The sequence below is a fragment of the Bradyrhizobium canariense genome, from assembly GCF_019402665.1.
In the GTDB taxonomy this organism is placed as follows: Bacteria; Pseudomonadota; Alphaproteobacteria; order Rhizobiales; family Xanthobacteraceae; genus Bradyrhizobium; species Bradyrhizobium canariense.
The window spans coordinates 1-20,874 of sequence record NZ_VSST01000091.1 but is presented as its reverse complement, the minus strand read 5'-3'; the positions used below and the strand labels follow the sequence as shown (position 1 = coordinate 20,874).

At 61.9% G+C, this 20,874-nt stretch carries 21 protein-coding genes; 2 read left to right on the top strand and 19 right to left on the bottom strand.

Features of this window, described 5'->3' with window-relative positions; genetic code table 11:
* From FXB41_RS37865 to trbB, 10 genes are all read right to left on the bottom strand, one after another.
* Complete coding sequence (locus FXB41_RS37865) at positions 1–1,209, bottom strand: TraB/TrbI/VirB10 family type IV secretion system protein (RefSeq protein ID WP_219685396.1); 1,209 nt, start codon at positions 1,207–1,209, stop codon at positions 1–3.
* Positions 1,206–2,240, bottom strand: coding sequence for a P-type conjugative transfer protein TrbG (trbG, locus tag FXB41_RS37860; RefSeq protein WP_311985945.1), 1,035 nt, complete (start codon positions 2,238–2,240; stop codon positions 1,206–1,208). Before trbG ends, FXB41_RS37865 begins: the two co-directional genes overlap by 4 nt.
* On the bottom strand, positions 2,237–2,920 hold the full coding sequence (gene trbF / locus FXB41_RS37855; RefSeq protein WP_219685395.1) for a conjugal transfer protein TrbF: 684 nt from the start codon (positions 2,918–2,920) through the stop codon (positions 2,237–2,239). Before trbF ends, trbG begins: the two co-directional genes overlap by 4 nt.
* A 100-nt stretch (positions 2,921–3,020) precedes the next feature.
* Positions 3,021–4,250, bottom strand: coding sequence for a P-type conjugative transfer protein TrbL (trbL, locus tag FXB41_RS37850; protein WP_219685394.1), 1,230 nt, complete (start codon positions 4,248–4,250; stop codon positions 3,021–3,023).
* The gene (gene trbK-alt, locus FXB41_RS37845) at positions 4,247–4,603 is read right to left on the bottom strand and encodes a putative entry exclusion protein TrbK-alt (RefSeq protein WP_219685393.1); all 357 of its coding nucleotides are present in this window, start codon (positions 4,601–4,603) and stop codon (positions 4,247–4,249) included. Before trbK-alt ends, trbL begins: the two co-directional genes overlap by 4 nt.
* Entirely contained in the window at positions 4,603–5,334 is a 732-nt protein-coding gene (gene trbJ, locus FXB41_RS37840; protein WP_219685392.1) for a P-type conjugative transfer protein TrbJ, read from the bottom strand. The genes trbK-alt and trbJ overlap by 1 nt, the downstream gene beginning before the upstream one ends.
* Positions 5,331–7,772 (bottom strand): conjugal transfer protein TrbE, encoded by a 2,442-nt coding sequence (trbE, locus tag FXB41_RS37835; protein WP_219685404.1) that lies wholly within the window; start codon positions 7,770–7,772, stop codon positions 5,331–5,333. The genes trbJ and trbE overlap by 4 nt, the downstream gene beginning before the upstream one ends.
* Before the next feature lie 10 nt (positions 7,773–7,782).
* Positions 7,783–8,046 (bottom strand): VirB3 family type IV secretion system protein, encoded by a 264-nt coding sequence (locus FXB41_RS37830; RefSeq protein WP_219685391.1) that lies wholly within the window; start codon positions 8,044–8,046, stop codon positions 7,783–7,785.
* A complete protein-coding gene (locus FXB41_RS37825; RefSeq protein ID WP_219685390.1) occupies positions 8,046–8,369 on the bottom strand; it encodes a TrbC/VirB2 family type IV secretion system protein in 324 nt (107 codons plus the stop codon). The genes FXB41_RS37830 and FXB41_RS37825 overlap by 1 nt, the downstream gene beginning before the upstream one ends.
* Position 8,370: 1 nt before the next feature.
* Positions 8,371–9,285: a P-type conjugative transfer ATPase TrbB gene (gene trbB / locus FXB41_RS37820; protein ID WP_219685389.1), complete on the bottom strand. Its 915-nt coding sequence runs from the start codon at positions 9,283–9,285 to the stop codon at positions 8,371–8,373.
* Positions 9,286–9,725: 440 nt separating this feature from the next.
* On the opposite strand from trbB, the gene FXB41_RS37815 reads away from it, so the two are divergent.
* Positions 9,726–9,977 carry a helix-turn-helix domain-containing protein gene (locus FXB41_RS37815; protein WP_219685388.1) on the top strand — a complete coding sequence of 84 codons (252 nt, stop codon included), beginning with the start codon at positions 9,726–9,728 and terminating at the stop codon, positions 9,975–9,977.
* Entirely contained in the window at positions 9,977–11,296 is a 1,320-nt protein-coding gene (locus FXB41_RS37810; RefSeq protein WP_219685387.1) for a type II toxin-antitoxin system HipA family toxin, read from the top strand. The genes FXB41_RS37815 and FXB41_RS37810 overlap by 1 nt, the downstream gene beginning before the upstream one ends.
* Before the next feature lie 10 nt (positions 11,297–11,306).
* Here FXB41_RS37810 and FXB41_RS37805 read toward each other — a convergent pair whose 3' ends face one another.
* The 9 genes from FXB41_RS37805 to FXB41_RS37765 form a co-directional block, all read right to left on the bottom strand.
* Entirely contained in the window at positions 11,307–12,641 is a 1,335-nt protein-coding gene (locus tag FXB41_RS37805) for an MFS transporter (protein ID WP_219685386.1), read from the bottom strand.
* A gap of 112 nt (positions 12,642–12,753) precedes the next feature.
* Positions 12,754–13,182: a ribbon-helix-helix protein, CopG family gene (locus FXB41_RS37800; RefSeq protein ID WP_027519220.1), complete on the bottom strand. Its 429-nt coding sequence runs from the start codon at positions 13,180–13,182 to the stop codon at positions 12,754–12,756.
* Positions 13,183–13,188: 6 nt separating this feature from the next.
* Positions 13,189–15,174 (bottom strand): conjugal transfer protein TraG, encoded by a 1,986-nt coding sequence (locus tag FXB41_RS37795; protein WP_219685385.1) that lies wholly within the window; start codon positions 15,172–15,174, stop codon positions 13,189–13,191.
* A gap of 36 nt (positions 15,175–15,210) precedes the next feature.
* Positions 15,211–16,974 carry a relaxase/mobilization nuclease domain-containing protein gene (locus tag FXB41_RS37790; protein ID WP_219685384.1) on the bottom strand — a complete coding sequence of 588 codons (1,764 nt, stop codon included), beginning with the start codon at positions 16,972–16,974 and terminating at the stop codon, positions 15,211–15,213.
* Between the two features lie 547 nt (positions 16,975–17,521).
* Positions 17,522–18,586: an IS110 family RNA-guided transposase gene (locus tag FXB41_RS37785; RefSeq protein ID WP_219685383.1), complete on the bottom strand. Its 1,065-nt coding sequence runs from the start codon at positions 18,584–18,586 to the stop codon at positions 17,522–17,524.
* Positions 18,587–18,785: 199 nt separating this feature from the next.
* Complete coding sequence (locus tag FXB41_RS37780; RefSeq protein WP_219685382.1) at positions 18,786–19,676, bottom strand: lytic transglycosylase domain-containing protein; 891 nt, start codon at positions 19,674–19,676, stop codon at positions 18,786–18,788.
* A 2-nt stretch (positions 19,677–19,678) separates the two neighbouring features.
* Positions 19,679–20,191, bottom strand: a complete 513-nt coding sequence (locus FXB41_RS37775) for a S26 family signal peptidase (protein ID WP_219685381.1) — start codon at positions 20,189–20,191, stop codon at positions 19,679–19,681.
* Positions 20,188–20,652 (bottom strand): DUF2840 domain-containing protein, encoded by a 465-nt coding sequence (locus tag FXB41_RS37770; RefSeq protein ID WP_219685380.1) that lies wholly within the window; start codon positions 20,650–20,652, stop codon positions 20,188–20,190. The genes FXB41_RS37775 and FXB41_RS37770 overlap by 4 nt, the downstream gene beginning before the upstream one ends.
* Positions 20,649–20,874, bottom strand: a 226-nt coding sequence (locus FXB41_RS37765; RefSeq protein ID WP_219685379.1) for a hypothetical protein, incomplete at its 5' end; no start/stop codon positions are given. The genes FXB41_RS37765 and FXB41_RS37770, both read right to left, overlap by 4 nt.

The following is a 20,874-nucleotide window of genomic DNA, read 5'->3' as shown; positions in this document are numbered from 1 at the left end:
CTATCCTCCGTAAGGCGCAAGGATGAGGTCGTGGTTGACGAGAACGCGAACCGGGAAACCAGGTCGTACGGTCAAAGTAGGTTGAATATTGAGGCTGCGCCGAACCACCTGCTGTCCAGCTTGGTTTAGTGAGTCGGAGGCGCTATGCCGCAGCGCCTGGATGATGGCGCTGTCGTTGCTATTGGTGTCGGACCCCGCACCTAGTTCTGTCCCGACAGCCAAGAACGTCGACAGCGCTGCCGCTTTGAACAGCTCACCCCAATGATTGTCGACCTGGTCTTCGAGCCCCGCGTACCCTGCGCTGTCAGCACCGGGCTGCCGCTCTAGAACGATCGAGCGGCCGTTCGGCATGATAAGCCGAGTCCAGACCAGCAGCACTCGCGACTGGCCGAACGAAACCTGGCTGTCATAACTGCCGATCAGCTTCGCTCCCTGGGGCACGAGCAAAAAGCGGCCGGTCGGAGTGTCGTATAAATTCTCCGTCACCTGCGCCGTGACTTGGCCGGGAAGGTCTGACCTGATCCCAGTGATCAGCGCTCCTGGAATCACCGTCCCAGCCTGCACAATATATGGTGAAGCGGGCCTGCTGACGCGGTCAGGGCTTACCGTGCGGCGATCCACAGAACCGTTCACAAAGGCAAGTTTTCGGTCCTGCGCGTTTTGCGCAGATCCATCCTCTGTGCTCGTTGCGTTCGGCGGCACGACGCGCTCGCCTCCAACAGCCGCAGCGGCAGGCGGACGCACTTCTCTCCCGTTGGTCGAAGCGAACAGATGGCTGATACGGGCCGCCTCGCTCTCTTGATCCCGGCGCTGCTGTTCCGGATCTCCGCCGGTCGCCGGCGACTGGCCTTGGGCGGCCAGGATCGGTCGACCGAGGTCGCCTGGGAGCGGCGGACCAAGCTGCGGCACGGTTTGACGTGAAACGCCAGTATAGTCCTTCGGCAGCGCCTCGATGCCGTCGGCGAGATTGTGATGATCGGTGCTATAGAGCTCGTCGGTCGTCTGGTTGCGTGGGCGATTGCTTTGCAATGACCACAATACGGCTCCGCCCATAACCAGCAGGGCAACCGCGCTTCCGCCAGCCAGCACCTTGCGGGACAGTCGCGTGACCCGCCGAGGTTCGACGCGCAGGCGGAAGCTCCTGGATTGCTCCTCAGGTGTTTGCGGCGGAATGCCGCCCTCCAGATGATGTTCGTCCTGCGTGTTCATGACGACGGCCTCCCGTCGGTCCTGACAATTCTGACCTTCTGCTGGTGCTCACCGCCCAGCCGCAGTTCTGCGGCTGCAAACAGCCGGTCGACGATCAGCACATTGCCGTAGGCGCGATAGTTGACGAGTTCGGTCTTGCCGTCGGGTCCGATGACGAACAGCGGTGGCATCTCGCCCTGGACGATCCCTTGCGGGAATTCGATATAGACCTTTCGGCCGTCGTCATATGCTGCGAGCGGCCGCCACGGTGGGCTGTCGCCCTCGATCGCGTAACGAAAGACGCGCTGCGCCGGATCCGGAATAGCCGGGGTGAGAGCGATTGCGCGCGATCGTTCGCGGACTGTTTCCGGGTAGTACCAGGCAACAGACGGCATGTACGGCCGCTCGCGGGAGCGGAGCTCGATCAGGTAGGTGCGCCGGTCGGTGTTGACGACAAGATTGGTTTCGATCGACGCGCGGGTCGGCTTGACCAGGATGTGGACGCGACGCCTGTCCCCGCTCCCGCTCTCGGTATCTCCGACGACCCAGCGCACGGTATCACCGGCCGCGATCGGTCCGGATCCCGTCAATTGCTCTCCCTCTTCCAGCGCAATGTCCGTGATCTGTCCGGGAGCAGCGTAGACCTGATACAGCGCCCCGGGGCTGAAGGCGTAGATCTGCGCCGCATTGAAGTACCCCCTTTTCCGCGGTTCGACGCGCGCCGCGCTGTTTGCGGTCTCAACCCGGCTTACGGGCTCGGCGTCTTCCTTCGTGCCCGACTTGCCGCCGAGAACGGGCTTCCAAAGCGGTGGAACGTGAAGCGGGTGAGGTCGATCATCGAGCGCCACTGGAGCTGCTGCCAACGGCGGGACCTCGGCGTCATAGCTGATTTGCGGCGGAATGTAGGTGGCGCATCCAGCGAGGGCCAATGTGCCAAGCAGCAGAGCTGGTAAAATGGCTCGCCTCAAAGCCGCGAGCTTGCACGTGCTCGAGCTGAACCTGCGGCATTGGATCTGACCTTTTGAACAAGTGTCACGCATCGTCTTGATCACTGCCCCAGCTCCTTTGACCAGTTGATGGCGCGGACGTAGACGCCAAGGGGATTCTTGCGCAGGCGTTCGGCATCTCGCGGCGTCTCAATTGCGACCGTGAGAATCGCGGTCCAGCGCTCGGTCGCACTCAGCGAGCCATTCTCGTAGATGCGTTGGGTCCAGGCGACCCGGAAGCTCTCTGAAGACGCACGGATGACGCTCGAGACATCGACGGAGATCTGCGCCTTGCCCAGCTTGGCAAAGGGGTCATTGTTGCGTGCAAAATCGTTGAGCGCGGCCGCGCCACGATCGGTCGTAAAGTCATACGCCCTAAGCCAATTCTGGCGCAGAACGATGCCGTCGGCCGGCAAGCCTCTGACGTCCTCGATAAAGCGCGCCAGGTGATAGGCTATCTGAGCATCTGTGGGCTGGTAATCGATGTTGGCTGGCGCAACCCGCTGGGCCTGGCCCAAGCGATCAACCTCGACGACCCAGGGTGTGATCGATCCTTGTGCTGAGTACCAGACAAGTCCACCGGCCAGGCCGCCCGAGAGCATGAGGCAACCAAAGGCCATCAAGCGCCAGTTCTTGGCCTGCACGCGCGCCGATCCAATGCGTTCGTCCCAGACTTGCGCTGCTTTTTGGTACGGCGTGACCGGTTCGGGCATACGCCCGAAGTGAACGGAAGGTCGTCTGAACATGAATGATCGCCCCTGAGATCGAGTGATGAATTTCGAGTGTTACCGTGTGCCGCTTGACGCCGCTGCTTGCGGAGGGCGGCAAATTGCCGGATGCTGCCTGTCATCGCTCTCCTTCCGAGAGATCGACAGACGAGCCGCTGCCGCCATGATCGCCGGAGCGCACGGCATGACCGGCCGCCGACGCGCCGTGCCGAATGGTCTGAGAGCGTTTCATGCGCCGCGCCCAACCGGGCTGCCCCTCGGTTGACATACTTGCGGCCGGCTCACTCGCTTGCCCGCTGCCGGCGAATGCGGCCGCGGCTCGACGTAGCGGGCTCATCACAGCCGAGCCACCCGCCTCCGCGACACCGGCAAGACCACCACTCCGATACGCCCCGGATGCGCCACTCACCATGGCAGCCCCACCACGCCCCGCACCGGCGAGCGCACCACCAGCAAGACCAGCACCACCGGCGGCAAGGCCGGCACCCGCCGCAACAACGCCGCCGGCAGCAAGGCCCGTCCCAATCGCGGCGCCGGCGCCGAGCTGGGGCCCGCCCGACACCAGGCCGTTTGCGATTCCGGGACCGAAGATACCGAGACCCAGCAAGGAGAGCGCCGCGAGCACCAGCGTCATCGCATCTTCGATTGTAGGCTGCGCGCCGCCAAAGCCCGCCGTGAACTGCGAGAACAGGGTTGAGCCAATGCCCACGATGACGGCCAGGACCAAAACCTTGATCCCGGACGATATGACGTTGCCAAGGACCCGCTCCGCCGCGAAGGCCGTCTTGCCAAACAGACCAAAGGGTATGAGCACAAAGCCGGCCAACGTCGTCAGCTTGAACTCGATCAGGGTGACGAAGAGCTGGATCGCCAAAATGAAGAAGGCGAGCAGCACCACGATCCATGCGAACAGGAGAACAACGATCTGGATGAAATTCTCGAAGAAGCTGATGTAGCCCATCAGGTTCGAGATTGAATCGAGCATCGGCCTCCCCGCGTCGAGCCCGACTTGGGCGATTTTTCCCGGGCGCAGAAAGTCTGACGCGGAGAGGCTCGAGCCGGAGGCTTTCAGCCCGAGGCCGGCAAAGCTCTCGAAGACGATCCGTGCGAGGTTGTTCCAATTACCGATCAGATAGGCAAAAATGCCAACGAATAGCGTTTTCTTGACGAGACGCGCGATGATGTCCTCGTCCGTGCCCCAACTCCAGAATAAGGCGGCAAGCGTGATGTCGATGGCGGCAAGCGTTGTCGCGAGATATCCGACCTCGCCACCCAAGAGACCAAAACCGTTGTCGATATAGCGGGTGAATGTCTCAAGGAACTGGTCGATGATGCCGGTGCCGCTCATGGCTTATCTTCTCCGGGCACGCCGGCGGCCGGATATCCTTGTGGCATCCGGCTCTGATCTTTTGGCACGGCTATCACGCCGGCTTCTGCAGCGGCAGCACCGTCCCGCTTGCCGAAAAAACGACGGCGGTTTTCGGCCCAGACCTTCAGGCAATGCTGATAGTCCGCTGCATCTTCCGCAGAGACGGTGCGGCAGCGCGCAAGCTCGGAACGATCGACGTCTTTGGTCTGCTCTGCCGTTGGTGACGCAGAGGTTTCTTCCCCGCCACGGAGGTGAATCGCACAGCCTGCGACCACCAGCACCCCGACTGAGACGAGTAGCGATAATGCCTTGAAGGGACCTGTATCAGACATCAGTGGAACATCCGCACGTCCTGGGATTGATAGCCCTGCCCCGGCGTCAGAAATCGCCGGAGCTGTTCTCGCCCCTGGTCCTGGGCTGCCGCGCGCTGCGCCGCTTCAAGGCTCTGCGCCCGACCCTGTGCCGCGACAGCGGCGGTGAGATCGGCAAGCTGCTGCGCCTGAAGTGCGAGGATCTGGTTGCCGGCCTGGGTGGCCTGCAGGGCGCCGCTGGCACCCTGGCTCGATGTTACGAGCGCCGATGTCTGGATGCGGTTGGTATCGAGGTTGCCCACGACACCGGCCTGAACTCGGAGGGAGTCCTGCAACGCGGCGACTGAGTTTTGCCAGCGCGATTGAGCGTTGTTGATCAGCAACTGGCTGGACTGGCTGCCGCTCGCCGGCGCATAGCTGGTCGAGAAGGCGCGATCGATCTGCTGGACGTCGTAGGCGATCCGCTGGGCCTGGGCCAGCAATTGCTGGGTTCGCTGGATCGAAGATTGCAGTTGCTGGAGCGAGGAATACGGCAGGCTTGCCAGATTCCTGGCCTGATTGATCAGCATCTGCGCTTCGTTCTGCAACGAGGTGATCTGATTGCTGATCTGCTGCAGTTCGCGCGCGGCGGTCAGCACGTTCTGGACGTAATTATTGGGATCGAAAACGATCCACTGCGCTCGGGCCGGCCCCGTGACGCAAAGCGTCAGGGCGATCGTGCCCGCGGCGGCGAATAGACCAAGGCGCCTCATTGTGATTTCTCCAGATTGGAGAGACTGGGGATCAGGTCCATGGCCCAGGCGACCCCGCGGTGCTGAAGCCAGGCCGGCACGAAGCCGTCATGCCCGTGCTCCGCGAGAAGCCGCTCGATTGCTGCTTGGTCGGTTTTGGAGGACGCCGCAGTAAAGGCGAGCGCAACTTCGCCGAGGCCGAGCTCGAACATCCGGTTACCGCGGCGGGACTGACAATAGTAGTCCCGCTTCGGTGTAGCCCGGCTCAGTAGCTCGATCTGACGGTCGTTGAGTCCGAAGCGGCGGTAGATGGCAGTGATCTGCGGTTCGATCGCCCGCTCGTTCGGCAGCAACAGACGCGTCGGGCAACTTTCGATGATCGCCGGCGCGATGGCGGAGCCGTCGATATCGGATAGCGACTGGGTGGCAAAGACGACGGAGGCGTTCTTCTTGCGAAGCGTCTTCAGCCATTCGCGGAGCTGGCCGGCGAAATCCTCGTCATCGAGGGCAAGCCAACCCTCATCGACGATGAGAAGTGTGGGACGGCCGTCGAGACGATCCCCAATGCGATGAAACAGGTAGGCCAGCACGGCCGGGGCCGCGCTCGTCCCGATCAACCCTTCGGTCTCGAACGCCTGGACGGATGATTCCCCAAGGCGCTCGAACTCGGCATCAAGCAGGCGCCCGGACGAACCGCCGAGGCAATAGGGTTGCAAGGCGCGTTTCAGGGCGTTCGATTGCAGAAGGACTGACAGGCCCGTCAGGGTGCGTTCCTGCATCGGCGCGGAAGCGAGAGACGTCAGTGCCGACCACAGATGGTCCTTGACCTCCGGGGTGATCTCAACCTTTTCCCGTGCCAGGATTGCACCGACCCATTCCGTGGCCCATCCACGCTCCGAGGGGTCGTCGATCCAGGCCAGCGGCTGCAACGCGACAGGTCGATCGCCTCCGTCAGACAAGGCACCGCCGAGATCATGCCAGTCGCCGCCCATGGCGAGCGCGGCCCCGCGGATCGAACCACCGAAGTCGAACGCAAACACTTGGGAGTTCGGGTAACGGCGGAACTGCATTGCCATCAGCGCGAGCAGGACGGACTTGCCAGCACCTGTCGGCCCCACCACCAGGGTATGGCCGACGTCACCGACGTGAAGCGAAAACCGGAACGGGGTTGAACCTTCAGTTTTGCCAAACAGGAGCGGCGGACCGCCAAAATGCAGATCCCGAGTCTCGCCCGCCCAAACGGCCGACATCGAAATCATGTGGGCGAGGTTGAGGGTCGAGACCGGCGGCTGCCGCACATTGGCATAGACATGCCCGGGCAGACTGCCGAGCCAGGCTTCCACGGCGTTCACTGTCTCGATCATGCAGGTGAAATCGCGGCCCTGAACGGCCTTCTCAACGAGGCGGAGCTTTTCGTCGGCCGCGCCGGGATCGACGTCCCACACCGTAATGGTCGCGGTGACAAAGGCCTGTCCGATCTGGTCCGAGCCCAGTTCCTGCAGGGCGGCGTCGGCGTCGAGCGCCTTGTTGTGAGCGTCGGTATCGAGCAGCGTCGATGCCTCGTTGGTCATGACCTCCTTGAGGATGGCGCCAACCGACTTGCGCTTGGCGAACCACTGGCGGCGGATCTTGGTCAAAAGCTTGGTGGCATCGGTCTTGTCGAGCATGATCGCGCGCGTCGACCACCGGTACGAGAATGGCAGGCGATTGAGGTCATCCAGAATTCCAGGCGTCGTCGCGCCCGGGAAGCCAACGATGGTCAGAACCCGCAGATTGGCTGAGCCCAGCATCGGCTCGAGCCCGCCGGTTAGCGGCTGGTCGGCCAACAACGCATCGATGTACATGGGAATTTCGGGCACGCGAACGCGATGCCGCTTGGTCGAAATCGTCGAGTGCAGATAGGTCAGCGTGGCCTGATCATCGAGCCATGCGCATTCTGGCATGAACCCTTCGAGAAGCCCGAGCACGCGGCTGGTTTGATCTACAAAGCCGCGAAGTACCTCGCGAACATCGGCTCCAACGGTCCGATCGCGCCCTTCATAGAGCAGTCGTTCTGCCTTGGCTGCCCCCTCCTCCGGTGGAAGATAGAGGAAGGTCAGGAAGTAGCTGGACTCGTAGTGGGCGCCGGCCTCCTCGAACTGAGCCCTGCGCTCGGCGTCAACCAATGCAGATGCGACGTCCGGAAACGTGCTCGGAGGATAGCTACCGGCAAAATGGCGCTGCGCCTCAACGAACACGGCCCAGCCAGATCCCAGGCGGCGCAGGGCGTTGTTCAGACGACCGGCCACGCCAACAAGTTCGGCTGGCACCGCACTGTCGAGGTCGGGTCCGCGGAACTTCGCTGTCCGCTGGAACGAGCCGTCCTTGTTGAGAATGATCCCCTCGTCGACGAGGGCTGCCCAGGGCAGGAAATCGCCAAGACGCGCATTGGAATGGCGATATTCGGCAAGGTTCATCATGACCGATAACTCAGAGGTTGAGATGGCCGGGAATGCGCAGATGTCGGCGCACCACGTCGACGAAGGCGGGATCGCGCTTGGCGGCCCAGACGGCGGCCATGTGGCCGATGAACCAGAGGACCAGACCCGCGATCCACAGTCGCAGTCCGAGCCCAAGCGCGGCCGCAAGCGTGCCGTTGACAATCGCGACCGATCGCGGCGCACCGCCCATCAGGATGGGCTCGGTAAGCGCGCGGTGGACGGGCACGACAAAACCTGCGACCGGCTCATCCATCAGATCACCACGCCCCCGCCGAAGGAGAAGAACGACAGGAAGAAGCTCGAGGCGGCGAACGCGATCGACAGACCGAATACGATCTGGATCAGCCTGCGGAAACCACCCGAGGAATCTCCGAACGCGAGCGTGAGGCCGGTGACGACGATGATGATGACGGCGATGATCTTGGCGACCGGCCCCTCGACCGACTGCAGGATCTGATTGAGCGGTTGCTCCCACGGCATGTTCGAGCCGGCGGCCCATGCCGGCGGTGCTGCCAAGAGCACCGCGCCGAAAGCCGCCAACGATGCCCCACGAAAAAAGCGAAATTGCAGACGCATGTCAGTCTCCTGCTGATGAAAGGCTGTAGTCACCGGCGGCTCCAAGCCCCGAGACGATGGCGAGCTCGGAGAGACGACGGTCGGCGCCGCGCCCCGCAAGGACGGCGACGATGTTGATGGTCTCGGCGATCAGGGCACGCGGAACCGTAATGACGGCTTCCTGGATGAGCTGCTCAAGCCGCCGCAAGGCACCGAGCGCGGTGCCCGCGTGAATCGTGCCGATGCCGCCAGGATGACCGGTGCCCCAAGCTTTGAGCAGATCGAGTGCCTCCGCACCGCGGACCTCGCCAACCGGGATACGATCGGGACGCAGTCGGAGCGAGGACCGAACGAGATCCGATAGCGTCGCCACGCCATCTTTGGTCCGCAATGCTACAAGGTTGGGCGCCTTGCACTGAAGTTCGCGCGTGTCTTCGATCAGAACGACCCGATCGGAGCTCTTTGCCACCTCGGCCAGGAGCGCATTCGTCAACGTTGTCTTGCCGGTCGATGTCCCACCGGCGACAAGGATATTCTTACGAGCGGCGACCGCACCCTTCAGGATTGTGGCCTGCTTCGAGGACATGATCTCTCTGGCGACGTAGTCGTCGAGCGTAAAGACGGCGACAGCGGGCTTGCGGATCGCGAACGCCGGAGCTGCCACGACGGGAGGCAAGAGACCTTCGAAGCGCTCCCCGGTTCCGGGCAATTCGGCCGAGACCCGAGGCGCGCCGGCATGCACCTCGGCGCCGACGTGATGCGCCACCAGGCGAACAATGCGCTCGCCATCTGCTGCGGACAAAGTTTCGCCTGTATCGATCAAGCCGCTCGACAACCGATCGATCCACAACCGCCCATCCGGGTTGAGCATCACCTCGATGATCGTTTCATCCTCGAGGTAGCTGGCAATCGCCGCGCCAAGCGCGCTACGCAGCATTCGCGCACCGCGCGAATTCGCTTCCGATTGGATGGAATGGATTGCCACCGACGTCCCCACCGAATGAGGACCTCCACAGCGGGCCCTCAGGTGGGGATGATTAGAAAAGGCACCAATGGGCTTGGCGCAACGAGCGCTTTCGGTGATCGTAGACTGGCGTAGAAAAAGAAAGACCGAGAACCGATGTTTGAGGCTTACTCAATCGCATCGGGTCGCTTGCGAGTTGCTGCTCACACTCGGCCTCATCATACGCGCTCATAGTATGACCGTGGCGCCGGCGCTATTCATTCAATCACTGCAACATCCGCCTGCGGTGTGATCGGGCCAAAGCGTTATACGCGATTGCGTATATTGACGTTCCATACGCGAGTTCGTATATTTTCTCTATATACGCATCCACGTATATTGACATTTTATACGCATTCGCGTATCAAGCTCCAATGGATACGATCGCTCGAACCCCTCGGCAGCTTGGCGCCGCCATTAAGCGGCACCGCCGGCAAAAAAAACTCACCCAGAGCGGCCTAGGCGACAAGATGCACGCGCGCCAAGCGACAGTCTCGAAGCTGGAGGCCGGCGAACCAGCGACGCAACTGCGCATCCTCATGGATGCGCTGGCCGCGCTCGACTTGGAACTGGTCCTCCGACCACGCACGAAGGTGTCGGCCAAAGCCATCGAGGATCTGTTCTGATGGGACGCCGTCCTATCCGAGCGCCTCTCAACGTCTACCTGAATGCTCGTCTGGTCGGGCGGCTGCGGCGGGAGAGCAGCGGCGCCATCGATTTCCAATACGACGAAGCCTGGCTGGGATGGGAGAACGCCATCCCGGTCTCGGTATCGATACCTCTACGCGAAGACCGCTATATCGGTGACCCCGTCATTGCAGTCTTCGATAACCTGCTTCCCGATAACGACGACATCCGCCGGCGTGTCGCCGAACGCGCGCATGCCGGCGGAGCCGATGCTTACAGCCTGCTTTCCGCGATCGGCCGCGACTGCGTCGGCGCCCTGCAATTCCTTCCGGATGGAACGGCACCCGGAGCGGCGGGTGCGATTGACGCTCGCGTCGCGAGCGACCAGGACATCGCGGCGGTCCTTGCCAATCTCGCCAACAATCCGCTCGGCATCGGTCCCGATCAGGAGTTTCGTATCTCTCTGGCTGGAGCCCAGGAAAAAACCGCGCTTCTCTACTGGAAGGACAAGTGGCATGTGCCGCACGGTACGACCGCCACCACGCACATCATCAAACCGCAGATCGGCAGGTTACCGAACGGCGTCGACCTGACCCACAGCGTTGAAAACGAGCATCTCTGCCTGAAGCTCGTCGCCGCGCTCGACTTGCCCGTCGCCAAGTCGCGCATCGTTGATTTCGCGGGCCGGCGCGTGCTCGCCATCGAGCGCTTCGACCGCACATGGGCGCACGACGGACGGCTTCTGCGCCTGCCACAGGAAGATTGCTGTCAGGCGCTTTCCGTCCCGCCCGGGCGCAAATACGAATCGGACGGCGGCCCGGGCATCCGAAATATCTCTGATCTCCTCAAAGGCAGCGATACACCGGCGACCGACCAAGCGACCTTCTTCAAGGCACAAATCGTTTTCTGGCTTCTGGCGGCTACTGACGGCCACGCCAAGAATTTCAGCATCCACCTCTCGCCCGGCGGACGATTCGTCCTCGCGCCGCTGTACGACATCATCTCAACGCAACCGAGCCTCGATGCCAAGCAGATCACGCAAAACCAGATGAAGCTCGCCATGGCGATCGGCAATAGTCGCCACTACGTAGTACACACGATTCTCGGCCGACATTTCGTGCAAACCGCAAGGACTTGCGGCCTGCCCGACAGCGTGGTTCGCGGCATCATCGAAGAGCTCGCGGATACGGCTGGCACGAAGATCGACGCAACGATTGCGAAGCTGCCGAAAGATTTCCCGCAGGCGATGGCAGAATCCATCGCGACCGGCGCGAAGCGACGCCTCAACAGCCTCGTCACGACGGAGAGTGGCGCTTAGGTCGCGCGGGTCACCACTCCACCTCGCCGTCCGATTGCTCGCAGAAAATGCTTGCTTCGACCACGTCGAAAGCGCTGACCGGCATGGTGGAAGGGACTGAATTCATCCAGCAAGCAAAGGATTGGATCCAAGGTAGCCCGAACCAAACCAACGCCGCGATCTGCAGCGCTACGTTGAGACTGAACGCGACTTGATAAGCCAAGATCGACCTATGGTCATCGTTCGTGGACCATTGCTCCAGGATCAGTCCGGTCGCATATTGTGCCAGAAATGCCCAACCAAAGTGCAAGACGTTCAAGGCGCCATTGGCACGGCCGGCAAGCTCCGACGGAAAGTAATCAGCTATCACGGCAAAGCTGACCACAGTTGCCGTTCCGATGATTGCGACAACCGACCAGGGCAAGATGGACGGCAGAGGTACTCGCAGGATCAAGGCTAGCTCGGCTGCGATAAATAGCACGGCCACCATCGCGAATATCGTCTCAGCCGTGAGACCTGTTCGTTTGACGTGATGGATCGTCATGCCGAACAACCAGGCACCCCCGCTGAGTACGATCGACATGATGAACAGCTGTCTGACGAGGCCCGCGCGATCGAGGCCCTCCACGTCTGCAAGCCACGGTGATGCCCACAATCCCTGCAGCGACCAAGCTGAACCAACGCAAGTCGCCGACAACGGGGCTATCCGCCAGAAGCGCCTGTCGCTGAAAACGGATCCCAGGGTGGCGGAGGCTGGTGCTTTCGATGGGATAACGCGTTGCTCAGGAACTACGACATAGATGAGGATCGCTGTGGCACCGGTCGCAGCCGCCAGGACCTCAAAGAGCTGCCGCCAGCCCATCCAAGCGAGCAGGTGTTCGACGGGAACTGTGGCGGTCACCGCTCCTAGTGATCCCAGCATGATCATGTAGCCGTTGAGCAAGGCAACTCGCTCCCTGGGGAACCAAAGGATGATGGACTTAAGTCCTGCCGTCAGCGCCCCCGCGACGCCAAGCCCGATCATCGCACGCGCGATCAAAAACGACAGGAAGCCGGTCGATACGGCGAACAGTCCGGCGCCCAGTGCTGCGAACCAGAGCAGCGCGCTCTGGACCCGACGCGGACCAAAGCGGTCCAACAATATACCGACCGGGATCTGAGCCGCCGCAAAGACCAGGAAATAGACTGACGTAAGCAGTCCGAGGTTGGCTGACCCAAGCCCGGCATCCGAGCTGAGATCACTCACGATCAAAGCGTTGATCGTCCGAAACAGATACGAAAGATAGTAGCCAGCAGCAAACGGTAGAAATACGCGCACGGTGAGACGCCACGTCCTTGTAACTTGCATGCCGGCCTTCTTGCTCATCAACTCATTCGAGCCGATAGCGCGTTCGGCTTTTTATAGGCTCGGCTAAATTGCTGCGGTCGTAGGCTGGCGTAGAAAAAGAAGGGTTCGCGCGATGGCGCATAGAGAGCGATCAGTCAGGTCCGCCGGCGGGCTCCTGACGGACGATATCTTCCGGTATCTCACGCAGAAAGCTCTGCCCCTTTTGCAAACGACGCCCGAGCGCCTCGACAAATCCTTCAAACCGCTCCCGGCCTTTTGCCTGCGCAGCCGCCTGCGCGTCGTTCGGTAGCGGTGGCGTAACCGTCAGCCAGAAACGGACGAAGAGAGCCAGCGTCTCGGCCGTTAAACCGACGTCTCGCTCCAGTCTCTGCAGCTGACGCGACAGTCGATCCAGGCGACGGGTAAACGCCGCCTCCCGCCTATCCGATCCATCCGGCGACAGAAACGAAGCAACGGCCGCCTCCACGATCGCAGACCGGGAGAGCTTCTGGCGATCGGCCAGATCCGAGATCTGCTTCAGAAGCTCTGGCGGGAAATACACGTTCATCCGGTCGCGCATATTGCCTCAGAGCTCCATGCCGTCATTCGGGTCCATGGCGGCTTGACGGGCGACGCCGCGCATTTGCTGACGGAGAAGCCGGGACTGGCGGACCGCGTCCTCGTCGTCGTCAAGAACGACGGCAAATTCCTCGGCTGGCGTCGGTTCGGCCGTCTCCTTGGCGATCGCGACGTGATCGGGGAGTTCGGGCTCGCGACGAAGGCCGCTATTCGCCGAATCTTCCTCCGCTCGCCCCCTTTCGGTTGGAAGCGACGCCGGCTTGGGCGCTCCCAATGCAGACCATCCGTCCGTTCGCGGTGACCGGCCGGATGCGGCTGGATCGGGCGGCGGCAAGACCCGCTCGGTAAACCGCCGATCTTCATAGTAGCGAGCCTTCCGAGCTCGAATGGGCGCCGTCCCCGCCACCATGACGATCTCGTCCATTGGCGAAAGCTGCATGACCTCGCCTGGTGTCAGCAGCGGCCTTGCCGTCTCCTGCCGTGAGACCATGAGATGCCCCAGCCATGGGTTCAATCGGTGCCCGGCATAGTTCTTCATCGCCCGCATTTCGGTCGCCGTACCAAGCGCATCGGACACACGCTTCGCGGTCCGCTCGTCATTGGTCGCAAAGCTGACCCGGACGTGGCAGTTATCGAGGATCGCATTGTTAGGCCCATAGGCCTTCTCGATCTGATTGAGCGACTGCGCGATCAAAAAACTCTTGATGCCGTACCCCGCCATGAAGGCGAGCGCGGACTCGAAGAAATCGAGCCGCCCAAGCGCTGGGAACTCATCCAGCATCATCAGGACACGATGCCGGCGGTCGCGGGCGTGCAAGTCCTCGGTCAGGCGTCGGCCGATCTGATTCAGCACCAGGCGGATCAATGGTTTGGTTCGTGAGATATCCGAGGGAGGCACCACCAGGTACAGCGTCGTGGGGCGGCTATCTGCGATCAGATCGGCAATCCGCCAGTCGCACCGGCAGGTCACCTGGGCCACGACGGGATCGCGGTACAGCCCGAGGAACGACATCGCGGTGGACAGGACGCCTGAACGTTCGTTCTCGGACTTGTTGAGGAGTTCGCGGGCGGTCGAGGCGACCACGGGATGAGCACCCTGCTCGCCAAGATGCGCGGTGGTCATCATCGCCTTCAGCGTCGCTTCGATCGGCCGCTTCGGGTCGGACAGGAAGGCGGCGACGCCAGCCAGGGTCTTGTCGGCCTCCGCGTAAAGGACATGAAGGATGGCGCCGACCAGAAGCGAATGACTGGTCTTCTCCCAATGGTTCCGCTTGTCGAGCGAGCCCTCGGGGTCGACCAGGACATCGGCGACGTTCTGGACGTCGCGAACCTCCCACTCTCCCTGCCGGACCTCGAGCAGCGGATTGTAGGCTGAGGATTTTGGGTTGGTCGGATCGAACAACAGGACGCGGCCATGTCGCGCGCGGAAGCCGGCCGTCAGTTGCCAGTTCTCGCCCTTGATGTCGTGCACGATGGCCGAGCCCGGCCAAGCCAGCAACGAGGGAACGACGAGGCCGACGCCTTTGCCGGACCGGGTGGGCGCAAAGCACAGCACATGCTCCGGTCCGTCGTGCCGAAGGTAGTCGCGATCGAGCTTCCCCAGCACCACGCCATCCGGACCAAGAAGTCCGGCCGCTTGAACCTCTTCCAGATCAGCCCAGCGCGCTGAACCATAGGTCTCGACATTCTTGGCCTCGCGCGCGCGCCAGACGGACATGCCGATCGCCGCCGCGATCGACACGAATGTCCCCGACGCCGCGATGAAGGCCCCCTCAACAAAGACCTCTGGCGCATAAGCATCAAAGACGAACCACCACCAGAAGAAGACCGGCGGGTAATAGATCTTGAAGCCCGCCAGTTCGAACCAGGGCCGCCCGAGTTCGGTCTGCCAGGCGAGCCGCCAGGCGGTCCACTCGGTCGCGCCCCAGATGGCCAGCAAGACGATCATGCCGACAACGATCACCTGCCCCCAGAGGATCTTGGTTCCGGACATCGCGAACGCCCTTCCGCAACTGAATTAGAGAGATTGCTAAAGGCCGAGGTCGCGCTTGCGACCAAAGCCCCATTCGATGCCACCGCCGTCCTTCACAACGCCGGTGACGTGTTGGCCGAGCTTCTGTTCGAGCTCGCGCGACCAAGGCACGAGCTGAAACCCAAGCCCGTTATCGATCATGGCGAAGCGTCCCGAGGTAAGCGTCAGCCGCTGGCGAAACGTGCCCGCCACATGCTCCCCGGAAGCCGCCTTCACGTGAGGCAGGCCGGTGTCGGCCGAGACCTTTGCGGCCACCTCGTCCAGCTCGCGTCGGCGCAACGTGTCCAGAAGGCCGCGCTGCAAGATGATGCGTTGGCCCTGCCGCCGCGCCAGGCCCTCTTGAACCAGATGCTCGGTACGGGCTTCCATGGCGTCGCGGGTCTCGTGGCCGAATCCGCCCATGGCGAGCGGCATGGGATCTCGTTCGACCAGTCGATGGTCGAGCCAAGTGGCCCCTCTTGCGGTAACCTGCCCACCGAGATCGAGATCGGAACGGGTCGCGAGGACCAAGGTGGGGTGCGCATCGCCGGCTGGACCGAAGCGGCGGACTTCGACGATTCCGCCGATGGGCGGTGCATGTTCGAAGGCCTCGATCCCTCGCAAGCGGACGTGGTGCGCGCGTCCATCAGTTCCATCGATCAGGGCGTAAGCCTCACCCGTCAGCTCATCGTGTAGTCCCCGATCGACCAGCCGTCCGATAATCTGGGAAGTCGGCTGTCCACCTTCGATGACGAAGTCGGCAACGCCGCGCGCTTCTCCACGCTCGGTAAAGGCGCGGTGCATGGTCTTGATGATGTCGCCGCGCATGCCGAGGTCGCGCAAGCTGCGCTCGGCTTCGAGCCCGACCATCCATTCCCCTGGTGCGCTGGATGCGGCAAGACCCTTCTTCTCCAGATGTTGAAGGCGCCCGACCATCAGGCGCCGGATCTCGGGGGCGGATTTGCCAGGATTCTCCGGGCGAAGATCGACATACCCGGTCTCATCGGCCGCCAGCCGGATCTCCCGATCGAGCCGTGTCCATCGCTCCACTGTTACTTCCCCCTCCAGCGAATTGCGAATCTCGTGCTCGGGCTTTGGACCTAGTTCGATCGCAACCAGTTCCTCGGCGCGTGAGCGCAGGCCCTGGCTGATATAGTCGCGGGAGATCACGAGATCCGCCCCTTGCTCATCTACTCCCCGCACGAGGAGATGGACGTGAGGGCTGTCCGTGTTCCAGTGATCGACGGCTACCCAATCGAGCCGCGTACCGAGATCGGTCTCCATCTGCCTGGCGAGATCGCGGGCGAAGGCCTTCAGGTCGGTCATGTCACCGGCATCCTCTGGTGAGACGATGAACCTGAAATGATGCCGGTCGTCCTTGCACCGTTCTGCAAAGGCCGCGCTATCGGCGCGGTCGCAGCCCTCATCGAACATCTCTGCCCTCTCGCCACTTCGAGTCACGCCGTCGCGCTTGAGATATGAAAGATGGGCGGTCAGTGGCGCTGAACGGAACGCTCGCCCCTTGTGCCGGACAACACGCGCCTTCACCAAAATGCGCCGCGTCGGGCTGAACAACCTGGCGCGGCTGAAACCGAGTCTGCCGCGGCCAAAGGTCGAGCGCCCGTAGACGGCAGAACGCCTGCCAGCGGCGGCCTGACTCGATGTGTGTCCTGCTTTCTTCGCCGCCCGCAGCACCTGGTTGATGAAGCTCTTGGGCTTCGGCGCGCGGGTGTTGCGGATGCGCCCGGGCCGGATACGCAGTTCGCTGTCACCTGTTGTCATCCCCAGCGCTCCGAGCGAGCAAAAATGCCTACAGTGCCTAAAATCGTTCTGATTGCATTGTTGAAAACCGAAGGCGCGGCACGCGCCTCGACCGACCGGCACGCCAGGACCCAAGCCATGTCAATGGCTTGCGGTTCGACCGGCGAGCCCCTTTTATCTCGCCTTCCTAATCGGGCATTCAAAGTCAACTCATTCCTACGCTTTTCTTCGACTCTCTGCACTTCAGTCATCACACACGCCTTGCAACAACAACGCGCACACCTCACCAAAGCCGCGACCGCGGTTTGCATTCTCCAGGCGGGGTCCATGCGTTCCTTCGCGTTCAGCACATCGGCCGTCGCATGCTCTTCATCAGGTTCGTAAACAGGGCCGTCCAAGCAGTCTGGCGCTCTCATCACGAAGATGGCAGCAGACAAGAGATAGCGGACATTCCCCGTTTCGCGGCCCCGCCAGGGGACGCTCACCGCGCGCGCGGATCTCTAATGGTTGCTCCTTCTCAACATGCCGGCTGCAACACCAGCGCTAAACTTTTGCGTCCCCGCAGCAATTACTGCGCAGGCTTCAAACGCAATCTTTGTGTGACCTTGGCGCCGAACCCAACGCGGAAGTCGGTCTGATTGACCCACATCCTGTGCAGGATGCTCGCAAGCTTGCGTGCGACCGCGACGATCGCGCACAGCATGCTCGACCGTTTGGCGATCCGCAGGCCCCACGCCCGCAACGCCGACCATTTCCTGACCCGTAGCAGCAGGCTTGCTGCCGCCTCGCAGAGCGCCTCGCGAACCGCGACGTCGCCCTGTTTGGTAATTCGGCCTTCGTAGTCGATGGACGTTCCAGACTGGTGTCGCCTCGGCGTCAGGCCAAAATGTGCGCCGACTGTCCGGGATCGTGCAAAACGAAGAGGGTCATCAACACCGACCTTGAACGAAAGGGCGGCAACGGGACCGACGCCAGGTACGGTCATCAACCGACGACAGATCGCATCATGCTGGACGACCTGCAGGAGCACCTTATGCAATCGTTCGTAGCCCTCGAAGATCGCTCGGCGTACGTCCAACATGGCCTCAATCATCATGCAAAATACCGGATCGCTGTGCTCGATGAGCTCGCGGACCCGCGCTTCGTATCCCCCTCGTCCGACCGCTCCAACCATCAGACCGTACGCCCTCAGCGTGCCACGAATGTGGTTTTCAAGGTCGACCAGCTTGCGCTTGAGGAGCTTTCTGTTGGCTAGCAGCGAGCGCATTTTCTGCATCTCGATGTTCTTGACATGGACGGCACGATACCAGCCCAGCCGCATCATCTGCGCGATGCCGCGCGCATCGTTGCGATCCGTTTTGTTGCGCATCGTCGATAACGAAACGCGCATATGGCGCGCTTCCACGACAATGATCGGAAGCCCGGCTGGCTGTAGTTCGCGATAGAGCCAGATGCCAAGCGATGACGCCTCGACTCCCACTCTATCGAGGCGATCCGCGTAGCTCTCCACAGCGGAGCGGATCGCCTCCGGCTCCGTGCTGACCTTCACTTCGCGAACCGTGAGACCCTCACGATCGACGATGCAAAGGCTGGTTTCGTCAAGACCGACGTCCAATCCAACATATAGTTTCATTGGAGCTCTCCATTGTGTGAACGACCACATAAGTGGTTGCACCACGCTCCGGATTCGGCCACCGGGTGACTATCCCCGTGCACCGGTATCTCGAAGCCCGATTTGAAGAGCCGTCCTGCTGTCGTGCCTTCCCACTGCTCCCCCCATTCCCTCCATTCTTCTCCAGAGCACGCCAATGCATGCCAGCTTGCGCATTCAGTCATTGCGAGCCTCCCGCATCAGATCTCGCGACGAACAACTTTGCTGTCCGTGGCACAATGGCGGAGATGTCGTGAACCGAAGCGGCCGTCGGCGATAGGGTCGGCGAGCGCACAGGCTGCAGACGGGCAGCGGCTTTTGAGCTTTCAAGCCGCACAATGAAGATCGATCCCACCGATGGCCGCAGACTTGCAGCGCTAGAAATGGCAATGTCGCTGCCGATGCCGGGCACAAGCTTCTGCAAATAGGCCTGGGTCTCAGCTGGTAACGGACGGCCGGCGAGATGCTCTCCATAACGAGCAGGTCCCGCGTTGTAGGCTGCAAGGAAGCCTGGCGCACCGAAGCGGTCGCGCAGTTCGCGCAGGTACGCCGTACCTGCAAGGATGTTCTCGTGGGGATCGTAGGGATCGTTGCCCAGGTTGTACCGCAGACGTAGCTCCGCCCAGGTTTCCGGCATGATCTGCATTAGCCCCATGGCGCCTTTCGGTGACTTGGCACGCACGTTTCGGGCGCTTTCGACGTCTATGACTGCCAGTATCCATCGCACCGGCATGCCAAAGCGACGCGAGGCCGCTTCAACGAAATCCGCAAATGAATTGCCAGTTTGATAACTCGCTGTGAGCTCTGCCGGTCGCGTCTCGGCGGCAGCAGCAGCGTTACTCACAGTCAGTGCCACGAACAGGGGCACGGCAGCGCACAGGCTCCTCTCGAAAAAATGCAAGAGTGCCGGCGTGCTCGCGCCCGTCCAGGGTAAAGCCGCTTCGCGCCGGCCTTTCGGCCGCGCTGGACCGCCGCTGCGCGCGTCGGCTTTGCAAGCTTTGGTCGGGACGGAGGAATGGTCCTGCACTTGATCGAAGAGAGGAATGGCAGAACGGAAACGTAGAACACGCACGATCACTCCTCCCACGTCCACACCGGGAGGGCACGGCCGATCACCGCCGACCCCGGCAAGAATCCGAAATATCGGCCATCAAGAGAATCGTGAGACTGCCAGTTCATGAGAAAGAGCTCGCCGTCTGCGACGACGCGGCAGCCCTGCCATTTCGGCAGCGGCCGGCCGCGTCCGTCACGATCCCGGGCCTGGCCGACTTCAATTTCATTCACGGAAATAGTGAGACCGCTTCTGCAGACCGTCTGCCCCGGCAGCGCCAAGACCCGCTTGAGCATGGGGACGCCGACCGGCAGATAGCCGTTCAGGTCTAGAAAGGTCGCAAGTGGTTCCGGCGGCTGAATGGCGACCAGCTCTGTGACATGAAAGAGTTTTGCCGATCGCAAGCGATAGAGACCGATAGGTACGCTCGTCGATGCATTCCAGATGTAGAGCGGAAGCGGCTCCAGAAAGATTGTCGTGACAAGGGCGGCAGCAACCACGAACGTCGTTATCAGCATGATGAAACGGCACGTCATCGCATCACCTTTTGACGATTAAACCAGGCTTGATGGCGCGCTGTCGTATACGGACGCGGATTTTCGTTCACGGACAGACGGTTATGAACGTGATGCCAATGATCAGGAGCGACATCGGCGGGATCGATGCCGAGCGCTTCGACCGCATCGACCATCTGCAGCACTCGTTCGACCTTCGGCCAACCGGAGAGCCGCAGCAAAATCTCTCCACCCGGCTTCACATACGGCACGGTCGAGCAGCGCTGTCCTGGCGCGACCGCGCGCAAGATGTCAATCCGCGAGATGATCGTGCCAAAGTCGCTGGAGGTCCAACGGACGAAGGCAAAGATGCTGCCAGGCGCGAATGACAGTACACGCCGGTGACCATCAAGCTTCCGTTCATTGACGACGCGACCGAACCGAAGGCGGTTTTCGATGCGCTTCTCGAGCCACAACACTTCCACTTCCGTGAGATCGCTCATGCGGCGGCTCCCTGACGCTGGAGCTGGTAGCCGTGGGCTTGAGGCTCGATGGAGAGTGTGCGTGGCCTGCAAAGGCAGGCTGAACTGTCGGACTGCCGTTGCCGAGCGCCGCCAACGTGGCTTTCGGCCTGCTCCGTTAGAAGAAATCCGAAGGATTTCTGGTTAGCCGGGGTACTGACCTGTGCCCCCTCGCCGGCCGTGCTGCTGCGAAAATGCTGCACA

Bases quoted from the DNA above. Each gene is read 5' to 3' on its own strand.
- FXB41_RS37865 (WP_219685396.1), bottom strand. From the start codon at position 1,209: ATGAACACGCAGGACGAACATCATCTGGAGGGCGGCATTCCGCCGCAA.
- trbF (WP_219685395.1), bottom strand. From the start codon at position 2,920: ATGTTCAGACGACCTTCCGTTCACTTCGGGCGTATGCCCGAACCGGTC.
- trbL (WP_219685394.1), bottom strand. From the start codon at position 4,250: ATGAGCGGCACCGGCATCATCGACCAGTTCCTTGAGACATTCACCCGC.
- trbK-alt (WP_219685393.1), bottom strand. From the start codon at position 4,603: ATGTCTGATACAGGTCCCTTCAAGGCATTATCGCTACTCGTCTCAGTC.
- trbJ (WP_219685392.1), bottom strand. From the start codon at position 5,334: ATGAGGCGCCTTGGTCTATTCGCCGCCGCGGGCACGATCGCCCTGACG.
- trbE (WP_219685404.1), bottom strand. From the start codon at position 7,772: ATGATGAACCTTGCCGAATATCGCCATTCCAATGCGCGTCTTGGCGAT.
- FXB41_RS37830 (WP_219685391.1), bottom strand. From the start codon at position 8,046: ATGGATGAGCCGGTCGCAGGTTTTGTCGTGCCCGTCCACCGCGCGCTT.
- FXB41_RS37825 (WP_219685390.1), bottom strand. From the start codon at position 8,369: ATGCGTCTGCAATTTCGCTTTTTTCGTGGGGCATCGTTGGCGGCTTTC.
- trbB (WP_219685389.1), bottom strand. From the start codon at position 9,285: ATGCTGCGTAGCGCGCTTGGCGCGGCGATTGCCAGCTACCTCGAGGAT.
- FXB41_RS37815 (WP_219685388.1), top strand. From the start codon at position 9,726: ATGGATACGATCGCTCGAACCCCTCGGCAGCTTGGCGCCGCCATTAAG.
- FXB41_RS37810 (WP_219685387.1), top strand. From the start codon at position 9,977: ATGGGACGCCGTCCTATCCGAGCGCCTCTCAACGTCTACCTGAATGCT.
- FXB41_RS37805 (WP_219685386.1), bottom strand. From the start codon at position 12,641: ATGAGCAAGAAGGCCGGCATGCAAGTTACAAGGACGTGGCGTCTCACC.
- FXB41_RS37800 (WP_027519220.1), bottom strand. From the start codon at position 13,182: ATGCGCGACCGGATGAACGTGTATTTCCCGCCAGAGCTTCTGAAGCAG.
- FXB41_RS37795 (WP_219685385.1), bottom strand. From the start codon at position 15,174: ATGTCCGGAACCAAGATCCTCTGGGGGCAGGTGATCGTTGTCGGCATG.
- FXB41_RS37790 (WP_219685384.1), bottom strand. From the start codon at position 16,974: ATGACAACAGGTGACAGCGAACTGCGTATCCGGCCCGGGCGCATCCGC.
- FXB41_RS37785 (WP_219685383.1), bottom strand. From the start codon at position 18,586: ATGAAACTATATGTTGGATTGGACGTCGGTCTTGACGAAACCAGCCTT.
- FXB41_RS37775 (WP_219685381.1), bottom strand. From the start codon at position 20,191: ATGACGTGCCGTTTCATCATGCTGATAACGACGTTCGTGGTTGCTGCC.
- FXB41_RS37770 (WP_219685380.1), bottom strand. From the start codon at position 20,652: ATGAGCGATCTCACGGAAGTGGAAGTGTTGTGGCTCGAGAAGCGCATC.